Below are 26,428 nucleotides of genomic sequence, written 5' to 3'. Positions count from 1 at the left end.
GATGACATTGCGTCATCCTTTTTTTATACTATTTTTAAATACATTTATACATATAGGAGTAATGATATGTTTAAAATTGGATATAGAACAGTGAAAACAGCGCTTGGAACGGGAGCGGCAGTTTTTATTGCTCAGTTATTAGGATTAGAATTTTATAGTTCAGCTGGTATTTTAGTCATTTTATGTGTGCAAAATACGAAACGAAAATCCGTTCAAGTATCGTTGCACCGTTTTTTAGCTTGTGTATTATCGATGGTATTTGCGTTTTGTATTTTTGAAACGATTGGTTATACACCACTAGCGATTAGCGTATTACTGCTTACCTTTATTCCAACTGCAGTTATGTGCAAAATTCAAGAAGGGATTGTCACGAGTTCGGTTATCGTTATGCATCTGTATTCATTAAAGCAAATTACATGGTCTATAGTTGGTAATGAAATTGCTATATTAACGATTGGAATTAGTGTCGCTTTATTAGTAAACATGTACATGCCAAGCAGTGAGAATAAACTGAAAGAGTATCAAGGAAAAATAGAAGAGCATTTCAGAACGATTTTGTTTGAAATGGTCGTTTATTTACGGAATCGAGATAGTAATTGGAGTGGGGCCGAATTAATTGAAACAGAAATGATGCTGAAAGAAGCGAAAGATTTATCATTTAAAAAACTTGAGAATGAATTTATGCGTGAAGATGACTATTATTATCGGTATTTTGATATGCGTATGCAACAATTTGAAATTTTGGAGCGCATGATACCATTAGCTGCATCACTATCTTGGACGTATGAACAAGCTGATATGATTGCAGACGTAATTGAAAATATAGGGAATTCTATTCGACCTGAAAGTACAGGGGTCATTTCGTTAAGACAACTTCAAGAAATGCGAGAAGTATTTAGAGAAATGCCTTTACCAGTCTCGCGAGAAGAATTTGAAATACGTGCAAAACTTGTTCAACTTGTTTATGAGATGGAGCAATATTTACTCATTAAAAGTCGTTTTAAGGGAAAGGATAATATAAAAGAACTTATTTAGAAGGTAGGAACTATATATGCCGTATCTTCTTTCTTTATTATTATGTCTTTCTCTATCACCGATCTGGCCTCTTGGTGATAACCCACGTGCTGGAGATCCTTTTATAATTGTAAATAAAGCAACGAATAAACTAGCTTACATCGATGATGGGAAGATCCAAAAGGTTTTTCCAGTAGCGACAGGGAAAACAAATGAATTAACCCCAGAAGGAACTTTTGACATTGTATTGAAGGCGAAGGATCCCTATTATATTGCGAAGGATATTCCTGGGGGCTCTCCAAAAAATCCACTTGGATCGAGGTGGATGGGATTTAATGCAAGAGGAACGGATGGAAGTAAGTATGGGATACACGGGACAAACCAGCCTAGTTCAATTGGAAAATATATTTCGCAAGGATGTATAAGAATGAAGAAACATGATGTGGAATATTTGTTTGATCGTATTCCAATTGGAACGAAAGTATCGATTGTGAAATCGAAAAAAACATTTCAGCAATTGGCGAAGGAAAAAGGGGCCATAGTATTTGGAAAAGTCAACGAAACGGTTGGCTTTTTCTTTTATTATAAGTTGTCTTGACATGTGTACATAACCATGCGTTAATGAGAATATATAAAGATAATTGAGTAAAGGGGTTGCTCATATGTATTTAAATCCAAAAATTTCTTACATGCAGTTTTGTGTTGGTTTTCTATTTGTTATTACATTCATATTGGCAACTTTTAATATATGTTCTTACGTTGTAGCGATTGTATTTATGGCATTACTCAATCTTACTTTTGTTATTGGGGCATTTCAGCAGAAACAATATACAAGTTTTGTAATAGCACTTGTAATGGCCTTTTCCTTTAGCATTGTAGCAATTGTAATATATATAAAATAAAATGTTCATTACAAGATAGACTATCTCGATTTCGAGATGGTCTATTTTGTATGTGTAAGCAGTAAAAAAAGGACGAGTGAATCGTCCTTTTTACCAAAACATACTTGCGCCAGTAAGTAATGTTGTTACAAGCATAGAAATTAGCATTATATAAACCATAATTTTTTGAGCTTTTTTATGCATCGTTAAACCTCCTTGCAAATCGGTACAATTTCATTGTAACGAGAAATGAAATTGTGGACAAGGGGAGAGAAAGGACAAAATTCGGGAAGGGGGTGCAAAATATTACAGGAAATTTGAGCATACGTAGAGAATATGTTAAAAGATAGATTATTAATTTTTTTTTATGCAAGCTGAAGAATGGAGATACAATGATGAAAATATACGAGACAGATCGTTTACATTTAAGAGAAATTGATGAGTCGTATGCGGAAAAAGTTCTTCAATATTACGACAAAAATCGTGAATTTTTAAAAGCGTGGGAAGAGTATAGACCGGAGGGGTTTTTCACGTTAGATTATCAAAAGAAAAAGTTACAAAAGGATAGAAAAGAGTTCGCGGAAGGCAAGATTATCAGGCTTTGGATTTTTAAAAAGGGTGATGATACAAAAATTATTGGATGTATTTCATTTAATCTAATTGTTCGCGGAATTTATCAATCTTGTGTACTCGGTTATAAATTAGATAAGGAAGAATTGAATAAAGGTTACACAACAGAAGCGCTTAGAAAAGCAATTCAAGTTACCTTTGAAGAATTTCATTTACATCGTATAGAAGCACCAATTATGCCACGAAATTTAGCATCTATACAAGTAGTGACGAAGATAGGATTTCAATATGAAGGTGTATCTCGAAAAATGCTAATGGTAAATGGCATCTGGGAAGATCATATGCGCTGGGTATTGTTAAACGAGTAATAGAAGGCAGATGGGTATCTAGATGTGTTAACCATCTGTTTTTTGTCTTGTATTTCGAAACTTTTGCGAAATTCTGTTATAATTAATGTTGTTATATACATAATGGTAGTGTAGGAGGCGCAGTCTTATGATTAATCAAGAACGTTTAGTAAATGAATTTATGGAGTTAGTACAAGTAGATTCTGAAACAAAATTTGAAGCAGAAATTTGCAAAGTGTTAACAGAGAAATTTACTGCTTTAGGTGTAGAAGTATTTGAGGATGACACGATGGGTGTGACTGGTCATGGTGCAGGTAACTTAATTTGTACTTTACCAGCAACAAAAGACGGTGTTGATACAATTTATTTCACTTCTCATATGGATACAGTAGTTCCTGGTAATGGAATTAAGCCTTCTATTAAAGATGGATATATCGTATCAGATGGTACTACAATTTTAGGAGCCGATGACAAAGCTGGATTAGCATCTATGTTTGAAGCAATTCGTGTCTTAAAAGAGAAAAACATTCCTCATGGTAAAATTGAATTTATTATTACAGTTGGAGAAGAATCTGGTCTTATTGGCGCAAAAGCGTTAGATCGCGAGCGCATTACAGCAAAATATGGTTATGCATTAGATAGTGATGGAAAAGTTGGTGAAATTGTAGTTGCAGCGCCAACACAAGCGAAAGTGAATGCGATTATTCGCGGGAAAACAGCTCATGCTGGCGTAGCACCAGAAAAAGGTGTATCTGCAATTACTATCGCAGCAAAAGCAATCGCAAAGATGCCACTTGGTCGTATCGATTCTGAAACAACTGCAAATATTGGACGTTTTGAAGGTGGTACACAAACAAATATCGTTTGCGATCATGTTCAAATCTTTGCAGAAGCTCGTTCTTTAATAAATGAGAAAATGGAAGCACAAGTTGCAAAAATGAAAGAAGCATTTGAAACAACTGCAAAAGAAATGGGTGGTCATGCAGACGTTGAAGTAAACGTTATGTATCCAGGATTTAAGTTTGCTGCTGGCGATCACGTTGTAGAAGTTGCGAAACGTGCAGCTCAAAACATTGGTCGTACGCCTTCTCTTCACCAAAGTGGTGGCGGAAGTGATGCGAACGTAATCGCAGGACATGGTATCCCAACAGTTAACTTAGCAGTTGGTTATGAAGAAATTCATACAACAAATGAAAAAATTCCTGTTGAAGAATTAGCGAAAACAGCAGAATTAGTTGTAGCTATTATCGAAGAAGTAGCGAAGTAAGTAATAAAGTCAAAAAGACGTGTGAACCAATTATGGTTTACACGTCTTTTTTTATTTTGATTCAATTGCTTTCACAAGGCGGATAAGCCAATATAAGAAGACCCACGGAAGTACATAAGTTGTTGCAAAACGTATGAAATGAGAGAAGATTCCTAAAGCGTAAATGTTAATGTTAAAAAGGGGAAGTAACAAATAATTAATCGCAAGGATTACTATAATAATAATAAATACATAATTGAGTTTATTATGTTGTTTCATAACGATTCACCTCATTTACAATAATATCCATTTGTTACGTACAGTATAGCAAAAAATAGATAGAGAAAAGCCAATAATTATTATAACGTGTAAAGAAATTTGATATAATGAAGGAACAAATGTTCTTTAAGGGGTGAGTAGTATGCGAGAAATGTATCCGAAAAATGGACGTGTTATTTTACATGTAGATATGAATTGTTTTTTCGCATCTGTCGAAATTGCTCATGACCCATCATTACAAGGAAAGCCATTAGCGATTGCGGGGAATGAAAAAGAGAGAAAAGGGATTATCATAACATGTAGTTATGAGGCGAGAGAATATGGAATACGTACGACGATGCCTCTATGGGAAGCGAAGCGATTATGCCCGCAATTAGTTGTGAGGCACCCTAATTTTACATTATATCGAGAAGCTTCATTTCAAATGTTTCAAATTCTTTCCCGTTTTACAGAAAAAATACAACCGTTTTCTATAGATGAAGGGTATTTAGATATTACAGATTGCTATGCGCTCGGTTCGCCTCTTGAAATAGCGAAGATGATTCAACAAGCGTTACTAACAGAGTTACAGCTTCCATGTAGCATTGGGATTGCCCCAAACCTTTTCCTAGCAAAGACTGCTTCAGATATGAAAAAACCTCTTGGAATTACAGTACTTCGAAAACGTGATATCCCAGAAATTATTTGGCCACGATCAGTTGCAGAGATGCATGGAATCGGAGAGAAAACAGCTGAAAAACTAAAAGACATTCATATACATACAATTGAACAGTTAGCAAAAGGAGACGAGCATATCATTCGCGCTAAAATTGGAAAGCACGGTGTTGATTTACAAAAACGTGCAAAAGGTATGGATGACAGGGAAGTTGATCCGAATCAAATGGGACAACATAAAAGCGTTGGAAATTCGATGACTTTCTCAAAGGATATGGACGAAGAAAAAGAATTACTTGATATGTTAGAAAGATTATCGAAATCAGTAAGCAAAAGGCTACAAAAACGAACTCTCGTTAGTTATAACATTCAAATTATGATTAAATACCATGATCGTCGCACGGTAACACGGAGTAAACAATTGAAAAATGCAATATGGGAAGAACGGGTTATTTTCCAAGCAGCATCACGTTTATGGAAGCAACACTGGGATGGTGATTCTGTTCGTCTGTTAGGTGTTACAGCTACTGAATTAGAGTGGAAGACAGAATCAGTGAAACAGTTAGATTTGTTTTCATTCGAAGAAGATGCGAAAGAAGAGCCGTTACTTGCTGTTATTGATCAAATTAATGAAAAGTATGGAACACCTCTTTTACAGAGAGGTAGTCAATTATTGCGTAAGCAAGAAAAGTCGTTTCAGCAAAAATTAGAAAATAAGTTTATGTAGAAGGTTTTAGAGATTTAAACCCTTCTTTTTTAGATGGAAGAGAGGGTCCAGCCATTCGATGTCTCCATTGTCTTTCCATTCCGATGCAAGCTCCTACAATAATTGCTATAAATAACCTTAATACGATGTCATACCATATCATCATGGTTACCTCCATACATATAAGTACATGTTATATTTTTTGAGAATGAGTGAGAAATACCCACTCATTCTCATTTTTACAACCAGCTGTGGAATTTTTTAATATAAAGCTTTTTCAGGAATTGTGTTAAGAAAGCATAACCTAATAATATTCCTATGAGCCACGGGAAGTAGCTTAGTGGTAATGCTTGTAAACCAATTGCTGCACCAAGTGGTGAGAATGGAATGTAAATTCCGATTGCCATAATACAAGCGGTTAATATAAGAACTGGTATTGATGCTGTACTTTGAATGAACGGAATTTTCTGTGTTCTAATCATATGGACAATTAATGTTTGAGTTAGCAACCCAACGACAAACCAACCAGATTGGAATAGCGATTGTTCTCCAGGTGTATTTGCACCGAACACATTCCACATGACAACGAATGTGATAATATCGAATATAGAGCTAATTGGACCGATGCAAATAATGAAGTTACGCAAGTTTGCAGTATCCCATTTTCTAGGCTTCTCTAGAAATTCCTTATCCATTTTATCCCATGGAATTGAAAGCTGTGAAATATCATAAAGTAAGTTTTGAATTAAGAGATGAATTGCAAGCATCGGTAAAAATGGAATGAAAGCACTTGCCACTAATACACTAAATACATTTCCAAAGTTAGAGCTAGCTGTCATTTTTATATATTTTAAAATATTGCCGAAAGTAGTGCGTCCTTCTAAAATACCTGCTTCTAATATAGTTAAACTTTTTTCAAGTAAAATAATATCGGAAGATTCTTTTGCAATGTCAGTAGCAGTATCAACAGATATTCCAACATCAGCATCACGTAGTGCAACGGCATCGTTAATACCATCCCCCATATAACCTACAGTATGACCATTACCTTGCAATACGCGAATGATGCGGGACTTTTGCATTGGATTTAGTTTTGCGAACACTGTTGTTTCTTCTGCCAGTGTTGCTAATGTTTTATCTGGTAAAGAATCAATTTCGTAACCGAGGACAGGCTCACCTATATTTAATCCCACTTCTTTACAAACTTTTTTTGTAACAATTTCGTTATCGCCTGTTAAGATTTTCACTTGTACGCCATGTTTTTGCAATGCTTGAATTGCAGAAGCAGCAGATGGTTTAGGTGGATCTAAAAAGCCGATATATCCAGTAAGGATCATAGTGGATTCATCTTGTACTGCATAAGCTTTATGATAAGGTTTGTTATCGTTCTTGTATGCTACAGCGATGACACGCATTCCTTCACTATTTAAAGTTTCGCTGAGATGTTTTACATTTACTCTCATTTCTTCAGTGAGAGGGACAATTTGTCCATCAACTTCAGTGTAGTTACAAATTGATAAAATTTCTTCTACGGCACCTTTACAAACCATTGTATGTTCACCTAAAATATTTTTCACGATGACAGACATGCGACGCCGAGCAAAATCGAATGGAATTTCATCTAGCTTTTGAAAAGCTGATGGATCAAATTTATGGTTCTCCTCTGTATGTTCAATAACAGCTTTATCTATTAAATTTTTCAATCCAGTTTGATAGAAGCTATTTAAATAGGCAAAGTGTAATACACGATCGCATTCATTTCCGTTAGGATCTAAATGACGAACTAGGACAACTTTATCTTCTGTTAAAGTTCCAGTTTTATCTGTGCAAAGAATGTTCATAGCACCTAAGTTTTGAATTGAGTTGAGCTGTTTTACAATTACTTTTTGTTTAGACATGTTCACGGCGCCTTTAGCTAAATTAGCAGTTACAATCATTGGCAGCATTTCAGGTGTAAGGCCAACTGCAACAGCAATAGCAAAGAAGAAAGCTTCTTGCCAATCTCCTTTTGTGAATCCATTAATGAGAAGGACAATGGGTGCCATAATAAGCATGAATGTGATTAAGAGCCAACTTACTTTGTTTACGCCTTTATCAAAGTTTGTTTCTGCACGTTTTCCGATAACCTTTTTTGCTAAAGAGCCGAAATACGTATCCGTACTAGTTGAAACAACAACAGCTTTTGCGCTACCGCTAACAATATTTGTACCCATAAAGCAAAGGTTTTCCATATCGAGCGGATTGTAATTTTTTTTCATGTTTTTCGGTAATATATGTTTATTTTCCGTATGGTAGCAGTTTTCGTATTTTTCTACAGGAAGTGCTTCCCCGGTTAAAGAAGACTGATTAACAAATAAATCTTTTGCGGATAAAATACGCACATCAGCTGGCACGATATCACCAGCTGAAAGTGAAATAATATCGCCAGGTACAAGTTCTTCAATTGGAATTTCTGTTGTGTAATTTCGATTTAAATTTGTTACGTTTTTTGTTTCGTGTACAAATCCATCTATTCTAAAGACACTCGCAGTTGTTCGAACCATAGCCTTTAACTTATCCGCCGCTTTCTGAGAGCGGAATTCTTGTGAAAAGCGAATCGTTGCACTTAGCAGTACCATTACAGATACGACAATTGTTCCTTGTATATCATCTGTGAAAAAAGAGAGTGCTCCAAGAGCTAACAAAACAAAAATAAATGGATTTTTAAATGCCAGCAGAAATTGAATGTACCACGGCAATGTTTTATTATGAGCGATTTCGTTCGGACCATATAAAGAAAGTCTACGAGACGCTTCTTGTTTAGAGAGTCCATCTTGTGTTGTTTCTAAGAGTTTTAACGCAGAGTTTACATCCTGTGTTGCAACTTCCACTAATAATTCGTTATTTGCTTTCATGCTATCTTGATCGTAAGCATGCTTCGTTTCTTGTTTTTGTAAATTTAACATTGGTAGTTCCTCCTTTTCATGAAGGAGGAAACAATCTGTTACTCGACTATTTTAAACAGGGAGGAACAGCTTCTTTCCTACCTACATGATGAAATATAAATGTAAAACATATGGGTATCTGGGCCGAATCATCACTTGACACTGTTCCTCACCTCCATACAATTTAATAGTTTCTGAATATGCTATGTTTGTTTCATAGTAGGGTGCATAAAGATATAAAAAAGACCTTTACTCAAAACGAGTAAAGGTCTGAATTCATAGTCAAAAAGAGTCAACAACAAAGACTGTTAGTAAACATAGATAAAAACAGTTTTTGTGTATGACAAAACATACGCACCTCTCCCTCGTTGAGTTTTAGCACTGTATAGCATAGGTACTGAAACCAGCTACGTTAAGAAAGGCCTTCATTCCGACCTTTCCTGTTGACCCATTGGCGTCTCTCGACATTTTTGGGCAGCAGCGTTTCTCTATACAGGAGCCTCACCTAACAGAGACCATATTCAATTACACGTTGAATATTAGCACTGTAAAATCGTAGTGTCAATATCTTTTTAATCTGTTTTTTTGAAAAATCAAATAGATTTATGATGGCTATATAGTAGGAAATAAGCGGAGTTTTTTGAAATAAGGCGGGAAAATAAATACTTTAATGAACATAAATAAAAAGCACTGATTACAGTGCTTTTTATTATAGATTATGAGATTGTAGGATTTTCAAAAATAACAATTTCTGAGTTACTTGTTGTTGAAACGCGTTGTGCGTAATATGTTAAAGCTGAAGAAATATATGTTGGTAACGTCTCATTTGTATGTGATGTTGTATATTCATGGATTAATTCTTTTAAAGTCGTCCATTCTAATTGTGCTGGGTGATCAGAAACGAAAGAACTTACCCAGCGATCAAATGAAGATGAAAAATCAGTTTGTAAACGAAATACTTCTTTCATAATAAAACGCTCCCTTAAAATGTAGTACAATCATTTTACCACAAAATACGAACGATAGCTAAATTTTTTAAGTATAATGTTCGTGTTATATAGTTGTCTAGATGATTGGTTATACAAATTCAATTTGCCATTTGAAATAACATTCCGTAAGATGAAAGATAGATTATATAAAGAGCTGGAGGAAAGAAAGTGGAATTTGTATTTTTAGGGACTGGTGCAGGTGTTCCTTCAAAAGGAAGGAATGTTTCAGCAATTGCTTTGCAGTTGTTAGAAGAACGAGGACAGACTTGGTTATTTGACTGTGGCGAGGCGACGCAACATCAAATACTACATACGTCTGTACGTCCACGCCGCATTGAAAAAATATTTATTACGCATTTACATGGCGATCATATTTTTGGATTGCCGGGTTTATTGGGTAGCCGTTCGTTTCAAGGTGGAACAACAAAATTAACAGTGTACGGACCAAAAGGAATTAAACAATTTATTGAAGTGGCATTATTAGTAAGTACGACACATGTTAAATATCCACTTGAAATCGTTGAGATTACGGAAGAAGGTATTGTGTTTGAGGATAATGAATTTTGTGTAGAAACAAAAAGGTTATCACATGGAATTGAATGCTTCGGATATCGAATTGTAGAGAAAGATATACAGGGAGCTCTTTTAGTGGATAAGTTACTGGGAATGGGTGTGAAACCTGGTCCAGTTTTTAAACGCTTAAAAGATGGTGAAGTAGTTGAATTAGAGAATGGCACAGTGTTAGATGGAAAAGATTTTATTGGCCCGCCTCAAAAAGGAAGAGTTATTACAATTTTAGGCGATACACGATATTGCGAAGCGAGTAGAGAGCTTGCGCAAGATGCTGACGTACTTGTTCATGAAGCGACTTTTGCGGCAGAAGATGAACAACAAGCGTATGATTATTTTCATTCCACATCTAAGCAAGCTGCGAGTATTGCACTTCAGGCAAATGCAAAACGCTTAATATTGACTCATATTAGTTCTCGTTATCAAGGAGATACATATAAGGAATTATTGAAAGAGGCAAGAGAGCTATTTTCTAATACAGAAATAGCTACGGATTTAAAATCATTTCCAGTAGAAAGATAATAATGTTGTGAAAAAATGGTGACGATAGGTTGCCATTTTTTTTATTTCTAAAAAAAATTAAAAATAAAACTGTTATCATTTTATTTTTATATAGGATGACACAGAAAGTTTTAATGATGTGAAGATATAGGATAAAAATACATAATGCCGATTATTTAGAAAAACTGTTATATAAGTCAGACGACATACGAGTGGTACAAGTAGCGAAAATGGATTTTTATTCAGAACTTTTAAAATTCATTAAAAGTAAGCGTTTTATTAAAAACAAGCTATAATGAGGGCAGATTATAATTTATTGTAGGCTACATGCGTTTTAGCCATTTGTCATAACAAGTGAAGTTGACTAAATCGTGAGAGAGCAACATGGAAATTATAATAGGAAGGATATTACTATTATTTGTACTAAGTCTTTTTTTCCTTTTTAGCTTTAAAATATCAAAAGGTATGAAAGCAATGGGAGTTTCACTTGTTTATGCTATGCTTGTAAGGGGTTCTGTGTTAAACTTTGGATTGCTACCAGACTTTATTGTGGACTATCTTATATTATTTTTAAATGCAGGTAATGCTAAGTTTCTTATTTATTATTATAACTGGTATTATTTCAGGATATATTGCTTCACTGTTATTCAAAAACTATCCAATTCTTACAGCGGAACAAATTCGTGGTACGACTGGAACAGCAACCGATTCGGTAGCTTAATAGAATAGTAAATAATTTTTTCATAGAGGTTTAGGGGGAGTTATGATGAAGTATCGCTCAGTGTTTGATATTATTGGTCCGGTTATGATTGGTCCATCAAGTTCACATACAGCAGGTGCGGCAAGAATGGGGCAAGTTGCTCGTCAGCTGTTTCGTCATGAACCAGAGAGAGTTAGCATTTCATTATATGGTTCATTTGCAAAAACATACCGTGGTCACGGTACGGATGTAGCGCTAATCGGTGGAATACTAGGATTTGAAACAGATGATTTACGTATTCCAAGTGCGTTAGATATTGCAAAAGAACGCGGGATTGAAGTGGAATTCATTGAAGAAGATGCAAATGCTCCGCATCCAAATACAGCGAAAATTCGTCTGTATAAAGGTGAAGAGGAAATTGAAGTTGTTGCTTGCTCAATTGGTGGCGGTAAAATTGAAGTTGTAGAATTAAACGGATTCGATCTTCAATTAACAGGCACGAGTCCAGCACTACTTATTGTAAATAACGATCGCTTTGGTGCTATCGCAGCTGTAGCTTCAATCCTTGCTAAGCATGAGATTAACATAAGTACAATGAGTGTTTCTCGTAAAGAAAAAGGAAGAAGAGCGCTTATGGTCATTGAAACAGATGAATTATTAGCAGATGAAGTAATTGCGGAAATAAATGGGCAACAAAATATTTGTCAAGTAACTATTATGGATTAATTGCAGGGGGGACACACCATGTTTCGGAACGCAGCGGAACTAGTGGCGCAAGCTAAAGAGCAAAATGTAAAAATCGCAGAAATTATGATTCAATGTGAAATGCAAACAAGAAATATCTCACGTGAAGAAGTAATTGCTGGAATGGAAAAGAACTTAGTCGTGATGGAACAAGCAGTAGAACGCGGTATTCGTGGTGTAAAATCACCGACTGGTTTAACTGGCGGGGATGCTGTGAAAGTCCAAGCGTATATGCAGAGTGGAAAAGGTTTATCTGGAGATACGATTTTGGACGCAGTGAGTAAAGCTGTTGCGACAAATGAAGTAAATGCGGCGATGGGAATTATTTGTGCAACACCAACAGCAGGATCTGCTGGAACAGTGCCAGGTGTACTGTTTGCACTGCAAGAAAAATTACAGCCGACACGCGAAGAAATGATTGAATTTTTATTTACAGCAGGAGCTTTCGGTATGGTTGTTGCGAATAATGCTTGTATTTCTGGCGCGGCAGGAGGTTGCCAAGCTGAAGTAGGTTCAGCAAGTGGAATGGCAGCTGCAGCAGCAGTTGAGATGGCTGGTGGAACACAAGATCAAGCAGCTACAGCGATGGCGATTTCATTAAAGAATATGCTTGGTTTAGTATGTGATCCTGTTGCAGGGCTTGTAGAAGTACCTTGTGTAAAACGTAATGCAGCAGGAGCTGCGAATGCCATGATTTCAGCTGATTTATCATTAGCTGGTGTAACTAGTACAATTCCATGTGATGAAGTCATTGAGGCGATGTTTAGAATTGGACAAACGATGCCAGTAGCACTTCGTGAAACAGCAGAAGGTGGCCTTGCAGCAACACCGACAGGTCGTCGTTTGCAAGAAGAGATTTTTGGTAAGAGTAATAACTAAAACCATAGCATATGATTAAAGTAAAAACGGAGCTCAAATAAAGTTGAGCTCCGTTTTTTATTTTTCTTTTGCTATTTCTTCTAATGTTTTTCCAAGATCGTGTGATCGTTTCGTTGCTTGTGTAATACATGAGATTAATGCTTGTTGAAAATTATGCTCCTTTAATACTTCAATACCTGCTTCAGTTGTTCCGCCAGGAGAAGTAATTTCTTTTCGCAAAATAGAAGGGTGTTTTTCGCTTGCTTTTAGCATTTCAGCAGAACCAATCATCGTCTGAAGAATAAGAGATTTTGCAACATCTTCTTTTAAACCAATTTTTTTTGCTGCCTCTTCCAGTGCCTCTACCACGTAATAAATATAAGCTGGTCCACTTCCAGATAATGCAGTGATAGCATGCATATCTTCTTCTTCTACAACAGAGACGAGACCAATCGTTTCAAATAAAGATGTTGCAGTACGAATATGTTCCTCCGTTGTGTGTTCTGAAGGTGAGATAGCGGTAGCGGATTTTAAAATGGCTGCAGATGTATTTGGCATTGCACGAATAATCGGAACGTCTTTTTGAAGTAGGTTTCTAATTGAATGAGTAGAAACACCTGCTAATAACGAAATAATAAGCAAGTCATTATTTATGTATTCTTTAAGAGGAATAACCGCTTCTGCGACATCTTTTGGCTTCATAGCTAGAAAAAGAATATTTGCATCAGCAAGTAATTCCTTTTTATTATGTGTACCTTTGACACCGTATTTTTTATGTAACTCCTGTAATCTTGTCTCGTTAGAACGATTACTTACAGTGACGTGTTCTCCCTTAACAACATTTGCGTTTAATAAGCCACCAATAATCGCTTCGGCAATAGAGCCTGCACCGAGAAAGGAAATGTTTTGCATAGACATGATGTGCCTCCTTTAAATTTGGTTAGAAATACTTATAAATGTACATACATTCGTTTTTTTATGGAAAAGACCTCTTTTTATCTGAAAATAATGACAAATTTATAGGGAAGTTGTAAACTGAAGAGGTATTCATTTTTGAACCGGAAAAAGACAGGGGGGCTAAGCATGACGGCGATTCATCGAATGGAGATTCCTGTTCCATTTGCAGTTGAGACAGTGAATGTGTTTTTAGTTGAGGGAGAAACATTAACGTTAATTGATACAGGGACAAATACAGAAGAAGCAAAGAAAGCACTAGAAAGTCAATTAGGTGCATTAGGATATAAGATAGAAGATATTGAAACGGTAGTGATTACGCATCACCATGCGGATCATTGCGGACTTTTAAATACATTTTCTGAAAAAGTAAAGATTACCGGACATCCTTGGAATGAACCGTGGATTACACAGAATGCTGAATTTTTAAAGAGGTATCATGAATTTTTTAAAGAGACAGCCTTGCAGTTCGGCGTTCCAGCAGTATTTCTGAATGGTGAGGCGTTATTGACGACGAAGACACTTAAATATTCTTGTAATAGATCGTTAACACATACCGTGAGAGAGGGAGATCGTATAGATTCGTTACCTGGATTTACAGTGATTGAAACCCCGGGTCATGCTTCCACTCATATTTCATTATATAGAGAATCTGATGGAATATTAATTGGTGGGGATGCTCTCATTAGTCATATTTCTTCAAATCCAATATTAGAACCACCATATGAAGGGCAAACAGAAAGAGCGCATCCCTTATTGCAGTACAATCAAACGTTAAAACGTTTAAGTGAAATGAATATTTCACGGATTTTATCAGGGCATGGGGAAGATGTTCTGAATGTGAAACAACTTATTGAAACAAGATTACAAAAGCAAGAGACACGTGCTTTTAAAGTGCTTGAACTATTAAAGGAAAAGCCAATGACAGCATTTGAGGTGTGTGTAAAACTATTTCCGGTATTATATAAAGAGCAATTACCACTTACTATCTCAGAAACTGTTGGACAATTAGACTTTTTAGCATATAATCAACAGGTGATGATTGATGAATCTTCACAACAATTGATTTATTATGCAAAGTAGGTGACAGCAATGACGGGACGTTTACAAGAAAAAGTAATCGTCATTACAGGTGCTTCTAGTGGAATTGGAGAGCAAGTCGCAATGCAGGTTGCAGAGCAAGGGGCGACGCCGGTATTAATGGCTCGAACAGAAGAGAAGCTACAAGCATTAGCAGACAAAATTAAAGTAACTTATAATACGCCTTGCTATTACTATGTATTAGATGTAAGTGAAGAAACGAAAGTACAATCTGTTTTTTCAAAGGTATTACAAGAAGTAGGACGTATTGATATATTGGTAAATAATGCTGGGTTTGGTATTTTTAAAACGTTTGAAGATGCTTCAATGGATGAAGTAAAGGATATGTTTCAAGTAAATGTATTTGGATTAGTAGCTTGTACGAAAGTGGTATTACCTAATATGGTAAAAAGGAACGAAGGACAAATTATTAATATTGCTTCATTGGCTGGAAAAATTGCAACTCCGAAGTCGAGTGCTTATGCAGCAACAAAACACGCTGTATTAGGATTTACGAATAGTTTACGTATGGAGTTATCTAACACAAATGTGTATGTAACAGCAATTAACCCAGGACCGATAGAAACGAACTTTTTTGAAATAGCCGATCAATCAGGTACATATGTGAAAAATATGGGACGTTACATGTTAAAACCAACATATGTAGCAGAACAAATCGTAAAGGCGATGCAAACGAAAAAACGTGAAGTAAACTTGCCGAAGTGGATGGGAATGGGGCCAAAGCTCTACGCATTATTCCCAGGTTTATTTGAACGCGTTGCAGGCAAATCATTAAGTAAAAAATAGGAGATTTCCATATGGAAATCTCCTATTTTTTATTTTCCAGTCACATAATCGTAAACGATATCCTCAACAGCCTCGTATACATCAATTTCAGTATTTGAATGAATTATCATTTGAATATGTTTAATTAGCATTTCCTGATCCTCTTTCGAAACAGGATTACATTGATATTGCCGAAAACTTTTTATAATCATTTTCTCAATTAATTTTTTATTCATGTTTTTCCCCGCCTGTATGTATACATGTATTGTTTTATTGTACTTGAAGTGAAATGAAAATACTACTATGCAATATTTTTGCATAAAAATCCACTTGTGTATATTGCTTTTATAGTGAGAATAATATTTTGAAGTTTTTTAAAATTATAAATATTTAATTGACTTTATAATTATGCAATATTATAATCAAACTTAATTTAAAGAATAGATATGAGGAGGAGCTTATGAAAGTCGCAATTATTGGAGCAACTGGATACGGAGGTATTGAGTTAATTCGGTTATTAGAGCAACATCCATATTTTTCGATAGCATCTCTCCATTCTTTTTCACAAGTTGGTGAATTTATAACAAATGTATACCCGCATTTTCGAAATGTTCTTGTCCATACGTTACAAGAAATTGATGCGGAGAAAATAGAGAAGGAAGCTGAAATTGTATTTTTAGCAACTCCAGCGGGAGTATCGGCAGAGTTAACACCAAAATTATTGGCAGTAGGTTTAAAAGTAATTGACCTATCTGGAGACTTTCGTATGATAGATCCCTCGTCATATGAATTGTGGTATAAAAGGCCAGCTGCACAGGAAGAATTTCTTAGGAAAGCAGTATATGGATTAAGTGAATGGAAAAGGCCTGAGATCCAAAATGCAAATTTAATTGCAAACCCAGGATGTTTTGCTACAGCTGCATTATTAGCGGTAGCGCCGTTAGTACGTAGCGGCATAATTGAAGAAGCTTCGATTATTATTGATGCGAAATCAGGAGTATCTGGAGCGGGCAAAACGCCAACAACAATGACTCACTTTCCTGAGTTATACGATAACTTACACATTTATAAAGTTAATCAACATCAGCACGTTCCTGAGATTGAGCAAATGCTTGCAGAGTGGAATCATGAAACGAAGCCAATCACGTTTAGTACACATTTAATACCGATATCACGAGGGATTATGATTACACTTTATGCGAAAGTGAAAGAGGAAATGAAAATAGAGCAACTTCAAAAATTGTATGAAGAAACGTATGAATACTCAGCTTTCGTTCGAGTTCGCTCGCAAGGAGAATTTCCAAGTCCGAAAGAAGTAAGGGGCTCAAATTATTGTGATATTGGGATAGCTTACGATGAAAGAACAGAAAGAGTTACGGTCGTTTCTGTTATAGACAATATGATGAAAGGTGCGGCAGGGCAAGCAGTTCAAAATGCAAATTTATTAGCGGGGCTAGAAGAGACAACGGGTTTACAGCATATGCCGCTTTATCCATAAGGGGGAAATTATGATTAAAGCATCGTCTATTAAAAAATTAGCAAATGGTTCAATTGTTACACCAAAAGGCTTTTTGGCAATCGGTACTGCAAATGGTCTGAAAAAGGTGAAAAAGGATATGGGTGCAATCGTTTGTGAGGTGCCAGCATCATGTGCCGCTGTGTATACAACAAATCAAATACAAGCAGCGCCGTTGCAAGTAACGAAGGATAGCATAGCAGCAGAAGGGAAATTACAAGCAATTGTTGTAAATAGCGGCAATGCAAATGCTTGTACGGGGATGAAAGGATTGCAAGATGCTTATGAGATGCGAACATTAGGAGCGGGACACTTTGGAGTAAAAGAAAAGTACGTCGCAGTCGCTTCAACAGGTGTAATTGGAGTACCTTTACCGATGGATATCATTCGAAAGGGAATTGAATCTCTTGTGCCAACAAAGGAAGTAAGTGAAGCTTATTCTTTTTGTGAAGCAATTTTAACGACAGATCTTATAACGAAAGAAACTTGCTATGAGATGATAATTGATGGGGAAGCAGTGATCATTGCTGGGGTCGCAAAAGGTTCAGGGATGATCAAACCGAATATGGCAACGATGCTTAGTTTTATTACAACAGACGCCAATATAGAGCATGAAGTATTGCAAACAGCATTATCACAAATTACGAATCATACGTTTAATCAAATTACGGTGGACGGAGATACTTCTACAAATGATATGGTCATCGTTATGGCAAGTGGATTATCAGAAACGAAAACGATGAATATGGAACATGAAGACTGGGAAACTTTCGTAGTTGCTTTACAAAAGGTATGTGAAGATTTAGCGAAAAAAATTGCACAAGATGGTGAAGGTGCTACGAAGTTAATAGAAGTAAACGTGTTAGGGGCTAGAACAAATGAAGAAGCAAAGAAAATTGCAAAACAAATAGTCGGTTCCAGTCTTGTGAAAACAGCGATATATGGTGAGGACCCAAATTGGGGACGAATTATTAGTAGTATTGGACAGAGTGAAGTAATTATTAACCCAAATACAATTGATATCACTCTTCAATCTATCGCTGTATTAAAAAATAGTGAGCCTCAAATGTTTTCTGAAGAGGAAATGACAAAGAAATTACAAGAACATGAAATAAAAATTGATGTGTGTTTACATTTAGGAAATGAAACGGGATCAGCTTGGGGCTGCGACTTAAGTTATGAATATGTGAAAATAAATGCTTGTTATCGTACATAAGGAGAGAGAAGATGAGTGATTATATTGTAGTTAAATGTGGCGGTAGCATGTTGAATCGATTAAATAGTGTCTTTTTTGATTGTATAAAGAAATTGCAAAATAAGTATAAGGTTGTTATTGTCCATGGTGGTGGCCCAGAAATTGATGCCAAGTTAGAAGACTCTAATATCGAGATAGAAAAGAAAGATGGATTAAGAGTAACGCCGAAAGAGGTTATGGATGTTGTTCAAATGGTGCTATGCGGAACTACGAATAAAAAATTCGTAATGAATTTACAAAAACATGATTTACTTGCGGTGGGGCTTTCAGGATGTGACGGTAGTTTACTTCAAGTTCAACCTGTTGGCGAAGCGATAGGATATGTAGGAGAAGTAAGTTATGTAGAAACAGCCCTATTGAAAGGGTTGATAGATATGAATTATATTCCTGTCATTGCCCCGATTGGGATAAATGGTAATGAGGTTTATAACATAAATGCAGATACCGCTGCAGCCGGAATTGCAGCCGCACTATCCGCAAAAGAACTCATTTTTATAACGGACGTAGATGGAGTATTACACGAAGGAAGATTGGTAAAGAAAACGGATGAATATGAAATTCTTACTTTTATAGAACAAGGCGTCATTACAGGTGGAATGATTCCGAAAGTACAGGCGGCACTTACATCGTTAAAAATGGGAGTGAAAAAGGCTAGTATCGTAAATGGTACAAAGGATTTTACTGAGGTTACAGGAGAGTGTGTTGGAACTACGGTAACAAAAGGAGTGAGTATCGTATGACAAACCATCTTTTTCAAACATATGGAAGAAGAGAAATTGAATTTCTAAAGGGCAATGGGGCGAAAGTTATTGATAAAAGTGGTGAGCAATATTTAGATTTCACTTCTGGTATTGGAGTATGTAACTTAGGACATTGTCACCCTACGGTTGTAAAGGCAGTAGAAAAGCAACTTAGAAATATATGGCATATATCTAACTTATTTACGAACTCCTTACAAGAAGAGGTCGCATCATTATTAACAGAAGATACAGCATTAGATCATGTGTTTTTTTGTAATAGCGGGGCGGAGGCAAATGAAGCGGCTTTAAAACTAGCACGTAAGCATACTGGAAAATCTCTCGTAGTAACATGTGAGCAATCTTTCCACGGGAGAACATTTGGAACGATGAGTGCAACAGGGCAAGATAAAGTGAAAGAAGGATTCGGTCCATTACTTCCGTCTTTTTTACATATACCATTTAACGACATACGAGCATTAGAGGAAGTAATGAATGAAGAAGTAATGAATGAAGAAGTTGCGGCGGTAATGGTAGAAGTTATTCAAGGAGAAGGAGGAGTAATATTAGCTGATCCATCCTTTTTGAAGGAAATTGAAAAACTATGTAATCAGTACAATGCTCTTTTTATTATAGATGAAGTACAAACTGGAATAGGCAGAACAGGAACACTATTCGCTTATGAGCAAATGGGAATAGTTCCTGATATCGTTACCATCGCAAAGGCGCTTGGGAATGGTATTCCAGTTGGAGCGATGATTGGCCGAAAAGAACTAGGTTCTTCTTTTACTGCCGGGTCACACGGTTCAACTTTCGGTGGGAATTATATTGCTATGACTGCAGCGAAAGAAGTATTGCAATTCATTAAGGAGCAATCGTTTTTTAAAGAGGTACAGGAAAAGGGCGAGTACGTATTAAAGAAATTGCAAGAAGAATTACGACACGTTGAATGTGTTCAAAATATTCGTGGTAAGGGACTTATGATTGGAATCGAATGCAAGCATGAGGTTGCAAATGTCATAGAACAACTAGAAAAAGCAGGACTTCTCGTATTACAAGCAGGGCCTAATGTTATAAGACTATTACCACCACTTATTGTAACGAATGAAGAGCTAGAACAGGCAATATATATGATAAAAAGAGTGGTTTGTACAAAAAATGCATCAATAATATAAGGGGGAAATTTCATGTCAACTGTACAAGTACCGAAATTAAATACGAAAGATCTTTTAACGTTAGAAGAATTGACGCAAGAAGAAATCATTTCTTTAATTGAGTTCGCTATATATTTAAAAAAGAACAAGCAGGAGCCTTTATTACAAGGGAAAATATTAGGTCTCATTTTTGATAAACATTCAACCCGTACTCGCGTTTCTTTTGAAGCAGGAATGGTACAGCTCGGAGGACATGGAATGTTTTTAAGTGGAAAAGAGATGCAAATTGGCAGAGGAGAAACGGTGTCAGATACTGCGAAAGTACTATCTCATTATATTGATGGAATTATGATACGCACATTTTCGCATGCGGATGTAGAGGAGCTTGCAAAAGAGTCCAGTATCCCAGTTATTAACGGTTTAACTGATGATCATCATCCTTGCCAAGCATTGGCAGATTTAATGACGATATATGAAGAAGTTCATACGTTTAAAGGAGTTAAATTAGCTTATGTAGGTGATGGGAATAATGTATGTCATTCACTATTGCTAGCGAGTGCAAAAGTCGGAATGAATATGACTGTTGCAACTCCTGTAGGGTATGAGCCGAATGAAGAAATTGTTAAAAAAGCATTAGCGATTGCTGATGAAACAGGGGCTGAAATTGAAATTTTGCATAATCCTGAATTAGCGGTAAGTGGAGCAGATTTTATTTATACTGACGTTTGGATGAGTATGGGCCAAGAAGGAGAAGCAGAAAAATATACTTTATTCCAGCCTTTCCAAGTAAATAAAGAGCTTGTTATACATGCAAAGCAAACATATCGTTTCCTGCACTGCCTGCCCGCTCATCGTGAAGAAGAAGTAACTGGAGAGATTATAGATGGGCCACAGTCTATCGTTTTTGAGCAAGCTGGTAACAGGTTGCACGCGCAAAAAGCTTTATTAGTGAGTTTATTTAAAAATATAGAAGAGCCTTCCTAAAAGGGAGGTTTTTTTATATGGAAATGTCGGATGTATATTTAGTTAATTATCTCTATATCATTTATAATAAAAAGAGCAAACTAAATTTGTTTTTCATATCATGTAAGGACATACTAGATAAAAAAATATAGTTAAAGAGATGATGAATTTGAAAACAACTAAGAAAACATATTCGTTTTTTCAGCGGATGTGGAGAATATTAAAGTTTCAATATTTTAAGTTGCTTCGATCGCCAGAAGGAGCAAAGAAAGTGTCGCTAGGTTTTGCTATTGGATTTGGTTTAGAAATGTTGGTGATTTATACGGCATCGCTCGTATATTTAATATTTTATCCAATTGTAAGGTTAGCAAAGGGATCTTTTCCAGCCGCAGTCATTGGTAATATTATTGGGAAAATATCGTTTCTCCCAGTATTTTTATTTCCGTTTGCTTATGCGCTAGGAAAAATGATTTACCCATTTCATGTACAGAAAATACATCATGAACCATTTACGATATCAGATTTGTTTTCGAGCCATATTTTTACGATGTTAAAGAGCTTATTACAGAGTGAAGTATATGTATTAATTGGTATGACGATAATAGGAATTGTGTGTGGGGTAATTTCATATTTCGTTGTGCATTATTTATATGAAAAGAATCGTAAGTTACGTTTGAAGAAAAGAAAGAAACAAGTGAGAGAACCACTTGTTCAAATATAAAGAATGTCACATTCATTTTCTCCTTTGAATATGTTTAAGAAAAAGGGGGAGAGAATGAATGTATTATTATTACGTACCGCAAGTATACCCATATGTAAATTATTATCCGGTTTATGATATGAGTAGACAATACGAGTTATATCGACAACAACAATTACAGCAAATACCACAAATACCACAACAACAGCCTACGCAAGAACAAAAACCATATTTAACGACATGGCCGTATTCAAATGTATACTATGGTAATTATTACGAATCATAAAGCTGCTTCTATTTAGAAGCAGCTTTATGCGTTTGTTTTCAAAATTAAATTTTGAATGGTTTTAAGAGAATAAATGAGCTTTTCACGCTCTTCCTCAGATAATGTTTGAAAATTTTCTTTTAGTTTGCCTAAAATGAATTGCTGATACTGACTTACTAACACTTTCCCTTCAGTTGTTAGGGAAATTAAAATGACCCTTCGATCTTTTTCGCTATAATGACGCTCTATTAGCTCTTCTTGAATAAGTTTGTTTAATAGAGGGGTCATGTTAGGCCGTGAAATCGCTAGCCGCTTGCCAATTTCTGAAACTGCTAATGTACCATTTTCATGCAAAAGCAGTAACACTTGCGTATGCGATGGCGGCATATGTCTTTGAGAAGAAAACTCTCCAGGAAGCATAAATTTGCGATAAAAAAGAGGCACTAGCGAAAGAAGATGATCAACAATACGTTCCCACTCGCGTGATTCCATATAACGGCCCCCTTCCACTATCATTGTAACAAAAAAGACAAGGTATAAAAATAGAATTGTTTCATGGTAGCCTTAATATTTGTAGGATAACACTTGCTTTGTAAATGTATTGGCAATAATCACATAACCGTTATCATTTGGGTGTACTTGGTCAAATAGTAACTCTTTTTTATCATTCGATATTAATTTGCGAATTGGTAAAACGATCGACGGTTGATGTGCTTTTGAAATAGAATGAATAGAATCATTCCAACCGTCTAAAAACATATCTGCATAACTTGCGATGGAGTCCTCTAGTTGTAAAGGGTTATAGAGTTCAGAGAGAATGAGTAAAGCATTCGGATTTTGATCTCGAACGGTCTTTACAATATTTTTTACATCCGTTTCAAAACGGGCTTTTTCTTTATTTAACATTTTAATACCATCTATAACACCTACATCACGATTTAAGCGGAATAAATTATTTCCTCCAATACTAATAGTAATGATATTTGCTTCCCTAATTTTTTGTTGAACATCTTCTGATTGAACTTTTTTTGCGAGACGATCTGTAGTAAGACCGTTTATCCCAAGGTTTTCTACTGTAATTGGTTTGTGAATTTGTGTTTCTATTTGTCTAGAAGCTAATTCGGCAAATCCCCCTTGTGTAGATCCATATCCTTTTGCAAGTGAATCACCTAATACGAGGTGATAAAAAGAGTCATTCGTTTGCTTATAAATCCAACTGGGAGCAGATGTTTTTTCTGCTTTTCCTTCAGTTTCTTTTTGTTCTATCTCATCGTTCTTTTCAAAATTAGAACAAGAAATGATTAGAAGGAGGAGACAAACAATTGTTAAGATGATTTTTTTCATAAATTCATCCTCCTTGTAATTGGTAATTGTATCATATTCAGCAGTATAAGCAATGTAAGGGCATATTATATATTTATGAAAAATTCACAATAACTTTACAGAAAATTTGTAGAAGTATGTCAAAAAATATTGACGGTATGAAAGAACTTTAGATATGATAATGTCAGATAAGGTGAAAATCATCGCTCTAATAGAAGAAAAAGGTATGTGATTAGGGACTGATAGAGATTCATTTCATTATTTTGGGGTAATTGTATAAGGGGGATCTTTTGTGAAAAAGTCAAAAAAAATGCTAGCTGGAGCAACACTTGCTATTGGCGTTATAGCACCGCAAGTGTTGCCGACAACAGCTCATGCAGAGGAAAAAGCTGGGGAGAGTACAGTTAACTTACGAATTTTAGAAACATCAGATATTCACGTTAACTTAATGAATTACGATTATTATCAAACGAAAACAGATAATAAAGTAGGTCTCGTGCAAACTGCAACACTTGTGAATAAAGCACGTGAAGAAGCGAAGAACTCTGTCTTATTTGATGATGGGGATGCATTACAAGGGACACCGCTTGGAGATTATGTAGCGAATAAAATAAATGATCCGAAGAAGCCTGTGGATCCTAGTTATACACATCCATTATATCGTGTAATGAATTTAATGAAGTATGACGTCATCTCTCTTGGGAATCATGAATTTAACTACGGTTTAGACTATTTAAACAAAGTAATTAGTAAAACAGAGTTCCCGGTTATTAACTCGAACGTCTATAAGGATGATAAAGATAATAATGAAGAGAACGACCAAAACTACTTTAAACCATATCATGTTTTTGAAAAAGAAGTAGAAGATGAATCAGGTCAAAAACAAAAAGTGAAAATTGGCGTAATGGGATTTGTTCCACCTCAAGTTATGAACTGGGATAAAGCGAATTTAGAAGGAAAAGTGAAAGCGAAAGATATTGTTGATACAGCGGAAAAGTTAGTTCCAGAAATGAAGGCGCAAGGTGCGGACGTTATTGTTGCATTAGCCCATTCAGGTGTCGATAAGAGCGGCCGTAGCCCCAAAATGGAAAATGCTTCATATTATTTAACAGAGGTTCCTGGTGTAGATGCAGTATTAATGGGACATTCACATACTGAAGTGAATGATGTATTTAATGGTGTTCCTGTTGTAATGCCTGGTGTTTTTGGAAGTAACTTAGGTATTATTGATATGCAATTGAAAAAGGTAAACGGAAAATGGGAAGTACAAAAAGAGCAATCGAATCCGCAACTTCGTCCGATTGCTGATAGTAAAGGGAACCCATTAGTACAATCTGATCAAAGATTAGTTAATGAAATTAAGGATGATCATCAAGCGACAATTGATTATGTGAATACAGCTGTAGGAAAAACGACAGCGCCAATTAATAGTTATTTCTCATTAGTACAAGATGATCCTTCTGTACAACTTGTGACAAATGCACAAAAATGGTATGTAGAAAAGCTATTCGCTGAAAACGGACAATATAGTAAATATAAAGGAATTCCAGTATTATCTGCAGGAGCACCATTTAAAGCGGGTGGCCGAAACGGTGCTACATATTATACGGATATTCCAGCAGGGACGTTAGCAATTAAAAACGTAGCGGATTTATATGTATATCCAAATACGTTATATGCTGTAAAAGTAAACGGGGCACAAGTAAAAGAATGGCTTGAAATGTCTGCTGGTCAGTTTAATAAAATTGATCCAGCGAAAACAGAAGAGCAGCCACTAGTAAATATAGGTTATCCTACATATAATTTTGATATTTTAGATGGTCTAAAATACGAAATTGACGTGACGCAACCAGCGAAATACGATAAAGATGGTAAAGTTGTAAATGGAAATACGAATCGTATTGTAAATATGACGTATGAAGGTAAGCCTGTAGCTGACAATCAAGAGTTCATCGTAGCTACAAATAACTATCGTGGAAGTAGCCAAACGTTCCCTGGTGTAAGTAAAGGGGAAGTTGTATACCAATCACAAGATGAAACACGTCAAATCATTGTGAAATATATGCAAGAAACACCAATTATTGATCCAGCAGCAGATCAAAACTGGACATTTAAGCCGATTGTTGCAGATAAATTAAATACAACATTTGATTCTTCACCAAATGCACAAAACCATATAAAGAAAGATGGAAAGATATCATATGTTGGACCATCTGAAAATGAATTTGCTAAATATGCAATTGATATAACGAAGAAGAATGATGATAAGGAAACTGGTGGAGAGAATCCAACGATACCGCCAACAGGTGAAGGTAATAACGGAGAGAATCCAACGACACCACCAACAGGTGAAGGCAATAACGGAGAGAATCCAACAACACCGCCAACAGGTGAAGGCAATAACGGAGAAAATCCAACGACACCACCAACAGGTGAAGGCAATAATGGAAATGAACCAAAACAAGATGGAAATAATACAGGATCTGGACAAACTACAACGGATAATCAAAACTCAAAAGAAACAACAACTGTAAGTGAAAATAAAGAAGAACGTGATTTACCGAAAACAGGTACAAGTGTTGCTTCTACAATTGGAGCAGGTTTGGCGTTTGTTGGAGCGGGATTACTTCTGTTATTTAGAAGAAAGAAAGCGAATAGATAGTACAGTATTGTAAAAAGGATTACCGTAATCGGTAATCCTTTTTTTCGTAT

At 35.8% G+C, this 26,428-nt stretch carries 29 protein-coding genes and 1 riboswitch; of the genes, 20 read left to right on the top strand and 9 right to left on the bottom strand.

What is annotated here, in order from left to right; genetic code table 11:
* Positions 1–66 precede the first annotated feature (66 nt).
* The 3 genes from DN408_RS09895 (at position 67) to DN408_RS09885 (ending at position 1,916) form a co-directional block, all read left to right on the top strand.
* Positions 67–1,035, top strand: a complete 969-nt coding sequence (locus DN408_RS09895) for an aromatic acid exporter family protein (RefSeq protein ID WP_002033971.1) — start codon at positions 67–69, stop codon at positions 1,033–1,035.
* 16 nt (positions 1,036–1,051) lie between these two features.
* Positions 1,052–1,612, top strand: coding sequence for a L,D-transpeptidase (locus DN408_RS09890; protein WP_002015103.1), 561 nt, complete (start codon positions 1,052–1,054; stop codon positions 1,610–1,612).
* A gap of 64 nt (positions 1,613–1,676) precedes the next feature.
* Positions 1,677–1,916 (top strand): DUF3894 domain-containing protein, encoded by a 240-nt coding sequence (locus tag DN408_RS09885; RefSeq protein ID WP_002088543.1) that lies wholly within the window; start codon positions 1,677–1,679, stop codon positions 1,914–1,916.
* 90 nt (positions 1,917–2,006) lie between these two features.
* Here DN408_RS09885 and prli42 read toward each other — a convergent pair whose 3' ends face one another.
* Entirely contained in the window at positions 2,007–2,099 is a 93-nt protein-coding gene (gene prli42, locus DN408_RS31350; protein WP_000549036.1) for a stressosome-associated protein Prli42, read from the bottom strand.
* Between the two features lie 188 nt (positions 2,100–2,287).
* On the opposite strand from prli42, the gene DN408_RS09880 reads away from it, so the two are divergent.
* On the top strand, positions 2,288–2,833 hold the full coding sequence (locus tag DN408_RS09880; RefSeq protein ID WP_002015105.1) for a GNAT family N-acetyltransferase: 546 nt from the start codon (positions 2,288–2,290) through the stop codon (positions 2,831–2,833).
* Positions 2,834–2,960: 127 nt separating this feature from the next.
* A complete protein-coding gene (locus tag DN408_RS09875) occupies positions 2,961–4,079 on the top strand; it encodes a tripeptidase T (protein WP_050000324.1) in 1,119 nt (372 codons plus the stop codon).
* A gap of 51 nt (positions 4,080–4,130) precedes the next feature.
* On the opposite strand, the gene DN408_RS09870 is transcribed toward DN408_RS09875, so the two are convergent.
* On the bottom strand, positions 4,131–4,337 hold the full coding sequence (locus tag DN408_RS09870; RefSeq protein ID WP_002129020.1) for a hypothetical protein: 207 nt from the start codon (positions 4,335–4,337) through the stop codon (positions 4,131–4,133).
* 142 nt (positions 4,338–4,479) lie between these two features.
* Between DN408_RS09870 and DN408_RS09865 the strand changes: the two genes are divergently transcribed.
* Positions 4,480–5,718, top strand: coding sequence for a DNA polymerase IV (locus DN408_RS09865; protein ID WP_002088539.1), 1,239 nt, complete (start codon positions 4,480–4,482; stop codon positions 5,716–5,718).
* Here the strand turns inward: DN408_RS09865 and DN408_RS31345 are convergent.
* The 3 genes from DN408_RS31345 to DN408_RS09855 form a co-directional block, all read right to left on the bottom strand.
* Positions 5,711–5,860, bottom strand: a complete 150-nt coding sequence (locus DN408_RS31345; RefSeq protein WP_162208024.1) for a hypothetical protein — start codon at positions 5,858–5,860, stop codon at positions 5,711–5,713. The two genes, DN408_RS09865 and DN408_RS31345, sit on opposite strands and share 8 nt — an antisense overlap.
* Positions 5,861–5,936: 76 nt before the next feature.
* On the bottom strand, positions 5,937–8,642 hold the full coding sequence (gene mgtA, locus DN408_RS09860) for a magnesium-translocating P-type ATPase (protein WP_078178712.1): 2,706 nt from the start codon (positions 8,640–8,642) through the stop codon (positions 5,937–5,939).
* A gap of 331 nt (positions 8,643–8,973) precedes the next feature.
* A riboswitch (M-box (ykoK) riboswitch) is annotated at positions 8,974–9,141 on the bottom strand.
* 196 nt (positions 9,142–9,337) lie between these two features.
* Positions 9,338–9,589 (bottom strand): DUF3932 family protein, encoded by a 252-nt coding sequence (locus DN408_RS09855; RefSeq protein ID WP_000665712.1) that lies wholly within the window; start codon positions 9,587–9,589, stop codon positions 9,338–9,340.
* A 189-nt stretch (positions 9,590–9,778) separates the two neighbouring features.
* Between DN408_RS09855 and rnz the strand changes: the two genes are divergently transcribed.
* The 4 genes from rnz (at position 9,779) to sdaAA (ending at position 13,004) form a co-directional block, all read left to right on the top strand.
* A complete protein-coding gene (gene rnz, locus DN408_RS09850) occupies positions 9,779–10,702 on the top strand; it encodes a ribonuclease Z (RefSeq protein ID WP_002014952.1) in 924 nt (307 codons plus the stop codon).
* A 553-nt stretch (positions 10,703–11,255) separates the two neighbouring features.
* Positions 11,256–11,402, top strand: coding sequence for a hypothetical protein (locus DN408_RS31935; RefSeq protein WP_158080567.1), 147 nt, complete (start codon positions 11,256–11,258; stop codon positions 11,400–11,402).
* A 45-nt stretch (positions 11,403–11,447) separates the two neighbouring features.
* Positions 11,448–12,107: an L-serine ammonia-lyase, iron-sulfur-dependent subunit beta gene (sdaAB, locus tag DN408_RS09840; protein WP_002088527.1), complete on the top strand. Its 660-nt coding sequence runs from the start codon at positions 11,448–11,450 to the stop codon at positions 12,105–12,107.
* A gap of 18 nt (positions 12,108–12,125) precedes the next feature.
* The gene (sdaAA, locus tag DN408_RS09835; protein WP_002033842.1) at positions 12,126–13,004 is read left to right on the top strand and encodes an L-serine ammonia-lyase, iron-sulfur-dependent, subunit alpha; all 879 of its coding nucleotides are present in this window, start codon (positions 12,126–12,128) and stop codon (positions 13,002–13,004) included.
* Between the two features lie 57 nt (positions 13,005–13,061).
* Here sdaAA and proI read toward each other — a convergent pair whose 3' ends face one another.
* Positions 13,062–13,901 carry a pyrroline-5-carboxylate reductase ProI gene (proI, locus tag DN408_RS09830; RefSeq protein WP_002066991.1) on the bottom strand — a complete coding sequence of 280 codons (840 nt, stop codon included), beginning with the start codon at positions 13,899–13,901 and terminating at the stop codon, positions 13,062–13,064.
* A 165-nt stretch (positions 13,902–14,066) separates the two neighbouring features.
* Here proI and DN408_RS09825 point away from each other — a divergent pair, with 165 nt between their 5' ends.
* Entirely contained in the window at positions 14,067–15,020 is a 954-nt protein-coding gene (locus DN408_RS09825) for an MBL fold metallo-hydrolase (RefSeq protein WP_078178713.1), read from the top strand.
* 9 nt (positions 15,021–15,029) lie between these two features.
* Complete coding sequence (locus tag DN408_RS09820) at positions 15,030–15,824, top strand: SDR family oxidoreductase (RefSeq protein ID WP_078178714.1); 795 nt, start codon at positions 15,030–15,032, stop codon at positions 15,822–15,824.
* A gap of 29 nt (positions 15,825–15,853) precedes the next feature.
* Here the strand turns inward: DN408_RS09820 and DN408_RS09815 are convergent, their stop codons facing one another.
* On the bottom strand, positions 15,854–16,039 hold the full coding sequence (locus tag DN408_RS09815) for a YqzH family protein (protein WP_002014960.1): 186 nt from the start codon (positions 16,037–16,039) through the stop codon (positions 15,854–15,856).
* Positions 16,040–16,263: 224 nt separating this feature from the next.
* Between DN408_RS09815 and argC the strand changes: the two genes are divergently transcribed.
* The 7 genes from argC to DN408_RS09780 all read left to right on the top strand — a co-directional run bounded on the left by argC (position 16,264) and on the right by DN408_RS09780 (position 22,414).
* Positions 16,264–17,301: an N-acetyl-gamma-glutamyl-phosphate reductase gene (gene argC, locus DN408_RS09810; RefSeq protein WP_002129012.1), complete on the top strand. Its 1,038-nt coding sequence runs from the start codon at positions 16,264–16,266 to the stop codon at positions 17,299–17,301.
* Between the two features lie 10 nt (positions 17,302–17,311).
* Positions 17,312–18,535: a bifunctional glutamate N-acetyltransferase/amino-acid acetyltransferase ArgJ gene (argJ, locus tag DN408_RS09805; RefSeq protein ID WP_002129011.1), complete on the top strand. Its 1,224-nt coding sequence runs from the start codon at positions 17,312–17,314 to the stop codon at positions 18,533–18,535.
* A gap of 11 nt (positions 18,536–18,546) precedes the next feature.
* The gene (argB, locus tag DN408_RS09800; RefSeq protein ID WP_002033848.1) at positions 18,547–19,314 is read left to right on the top strand and encodes an acetylglutamate kinase; all 768 of its coding nucleotides are present in this window, start codon (positions 18,547–18,549) and stop codon (positions 19,312–19,314) included.
* Entirely contained in the window at positions 19,311–20,486 is a 1,176-nt protein-coding gene (locus DN408_RS09795; RefSeq protein ID WP_078177759.1) for an acetylornithine transaminase, read from the top strand. Before argB ends, DN408_RS09795 begins: the two co-directional genes overlap by 4 nt.
* A 12-nt stretch (positions 20,487–20,498) precedes the next feature.
* Positions 20,499–21,449 carry an ornithine carbamoyltransferase gene (gene argF, locus DN408_RS09790; RefSeq protein ID WP_002014968.1) on the top strand — a complete coding sequence of 317 codons (951 nt, stop codon included), beginning with the start codon at positions 20,499–20,501 and terminating at the stop codon, positions 21,447–21,449.
* Positions 21,450–21,597: 148 nt separating this feature from the next.
* Positions 21,598–22,149 carry a DUF2062 domain-containing protein gene (locus DN408_RS09785; RefSeq protein WP_002167705.1) on the top strand — a complete coding sequence of 184 codons (552 nt, stop codon included), beginning with the start codon at positions 21,598–21,600 and terminating at the stop codon, positions 22,147–22,149.
* 58 nt (positions 22,150–22,207) lie between these two features.
* Positions 22,208–22,414, top strand: coding sequence for a hypothetical protein (locus tag DN408_RS09780; RefSeq protein ID WP_002167706.1), 207 nt, complete (start codon positions 22,208–22,210; stop codon positions 22,412–22,414).
* Positions 22,415–22,438: 24 nt separating this feature from the next.
* Here the strand turns inward: DN408_RS09780 and DN408_RS09775 are convergent, their stop codons facing one another.
* Together DN408_RS09775 and DN408_RS09770 are read right to left on the bottom strand one after the other, a co-directional pair.
* Positions 22,439–22,885: a MarR family winged helix-turn-helix transcriptional regulator gene (locus DN408_RS09775; RefSeq protein ID WP_002129002.1), complete on the bottom strand. Its 447-nt coding sequence runs from the start codon at positions 22,883–22,885 to the stop codon at positions 22,439–22,441.
* Positions 22,886–22,957: 72 nt separating this feature from the next.
* Positions 22,958–23,737 carry a GDSL-type esterase/lipase family protein gene (locus DN408_RS09770; RefSeq protein ID WP_147740077.1) on the bottom strand — a complete coding sequence of 260 codons (780 nt, stop codon included), beginning with the start codon at positions 23,735–23,737 and terminating at the stop codon, positions 22,958–22,960.
* A gap of 271 nt (positions 23,738–24,008) precedes the next feature.
* On the opposite strand from DN408_RS09770, the gene cpdB reads away from it, so the two are divergent.
* The gene (gene cpdB, locus DN408_RS09765) at positions 24,009–26,378 is read left to right on the top strand and encodes a bifunctional 2',3'-cyclic-nucleotide 2'-phosphodiesterase/3'-nucleotidase (RefSeq protein ID WP_078177761.1); all 2,370 of its coding nucleotides are present in this window, start codon (positions 24,009–24,011) and stop codon (positions 26,376–26,378) included.
* Positions 26,379–26,428: the final 50 nt, after the last annotated feature.

Origin of the sequence: Bacillus sp. AR13-1 (assembly GCF_008042285.1) — a bacterium.
GTDB classification, from domain to species: domain Bacteria; phylum Bacillota; class Bacilli; order Bacillales; family Bacillaceae_G; genus Bacillus_A; species Bacillus_A mycoides.
This window is presented reverse-complemented; position numbering and strand designations above follow the sequence as displayed.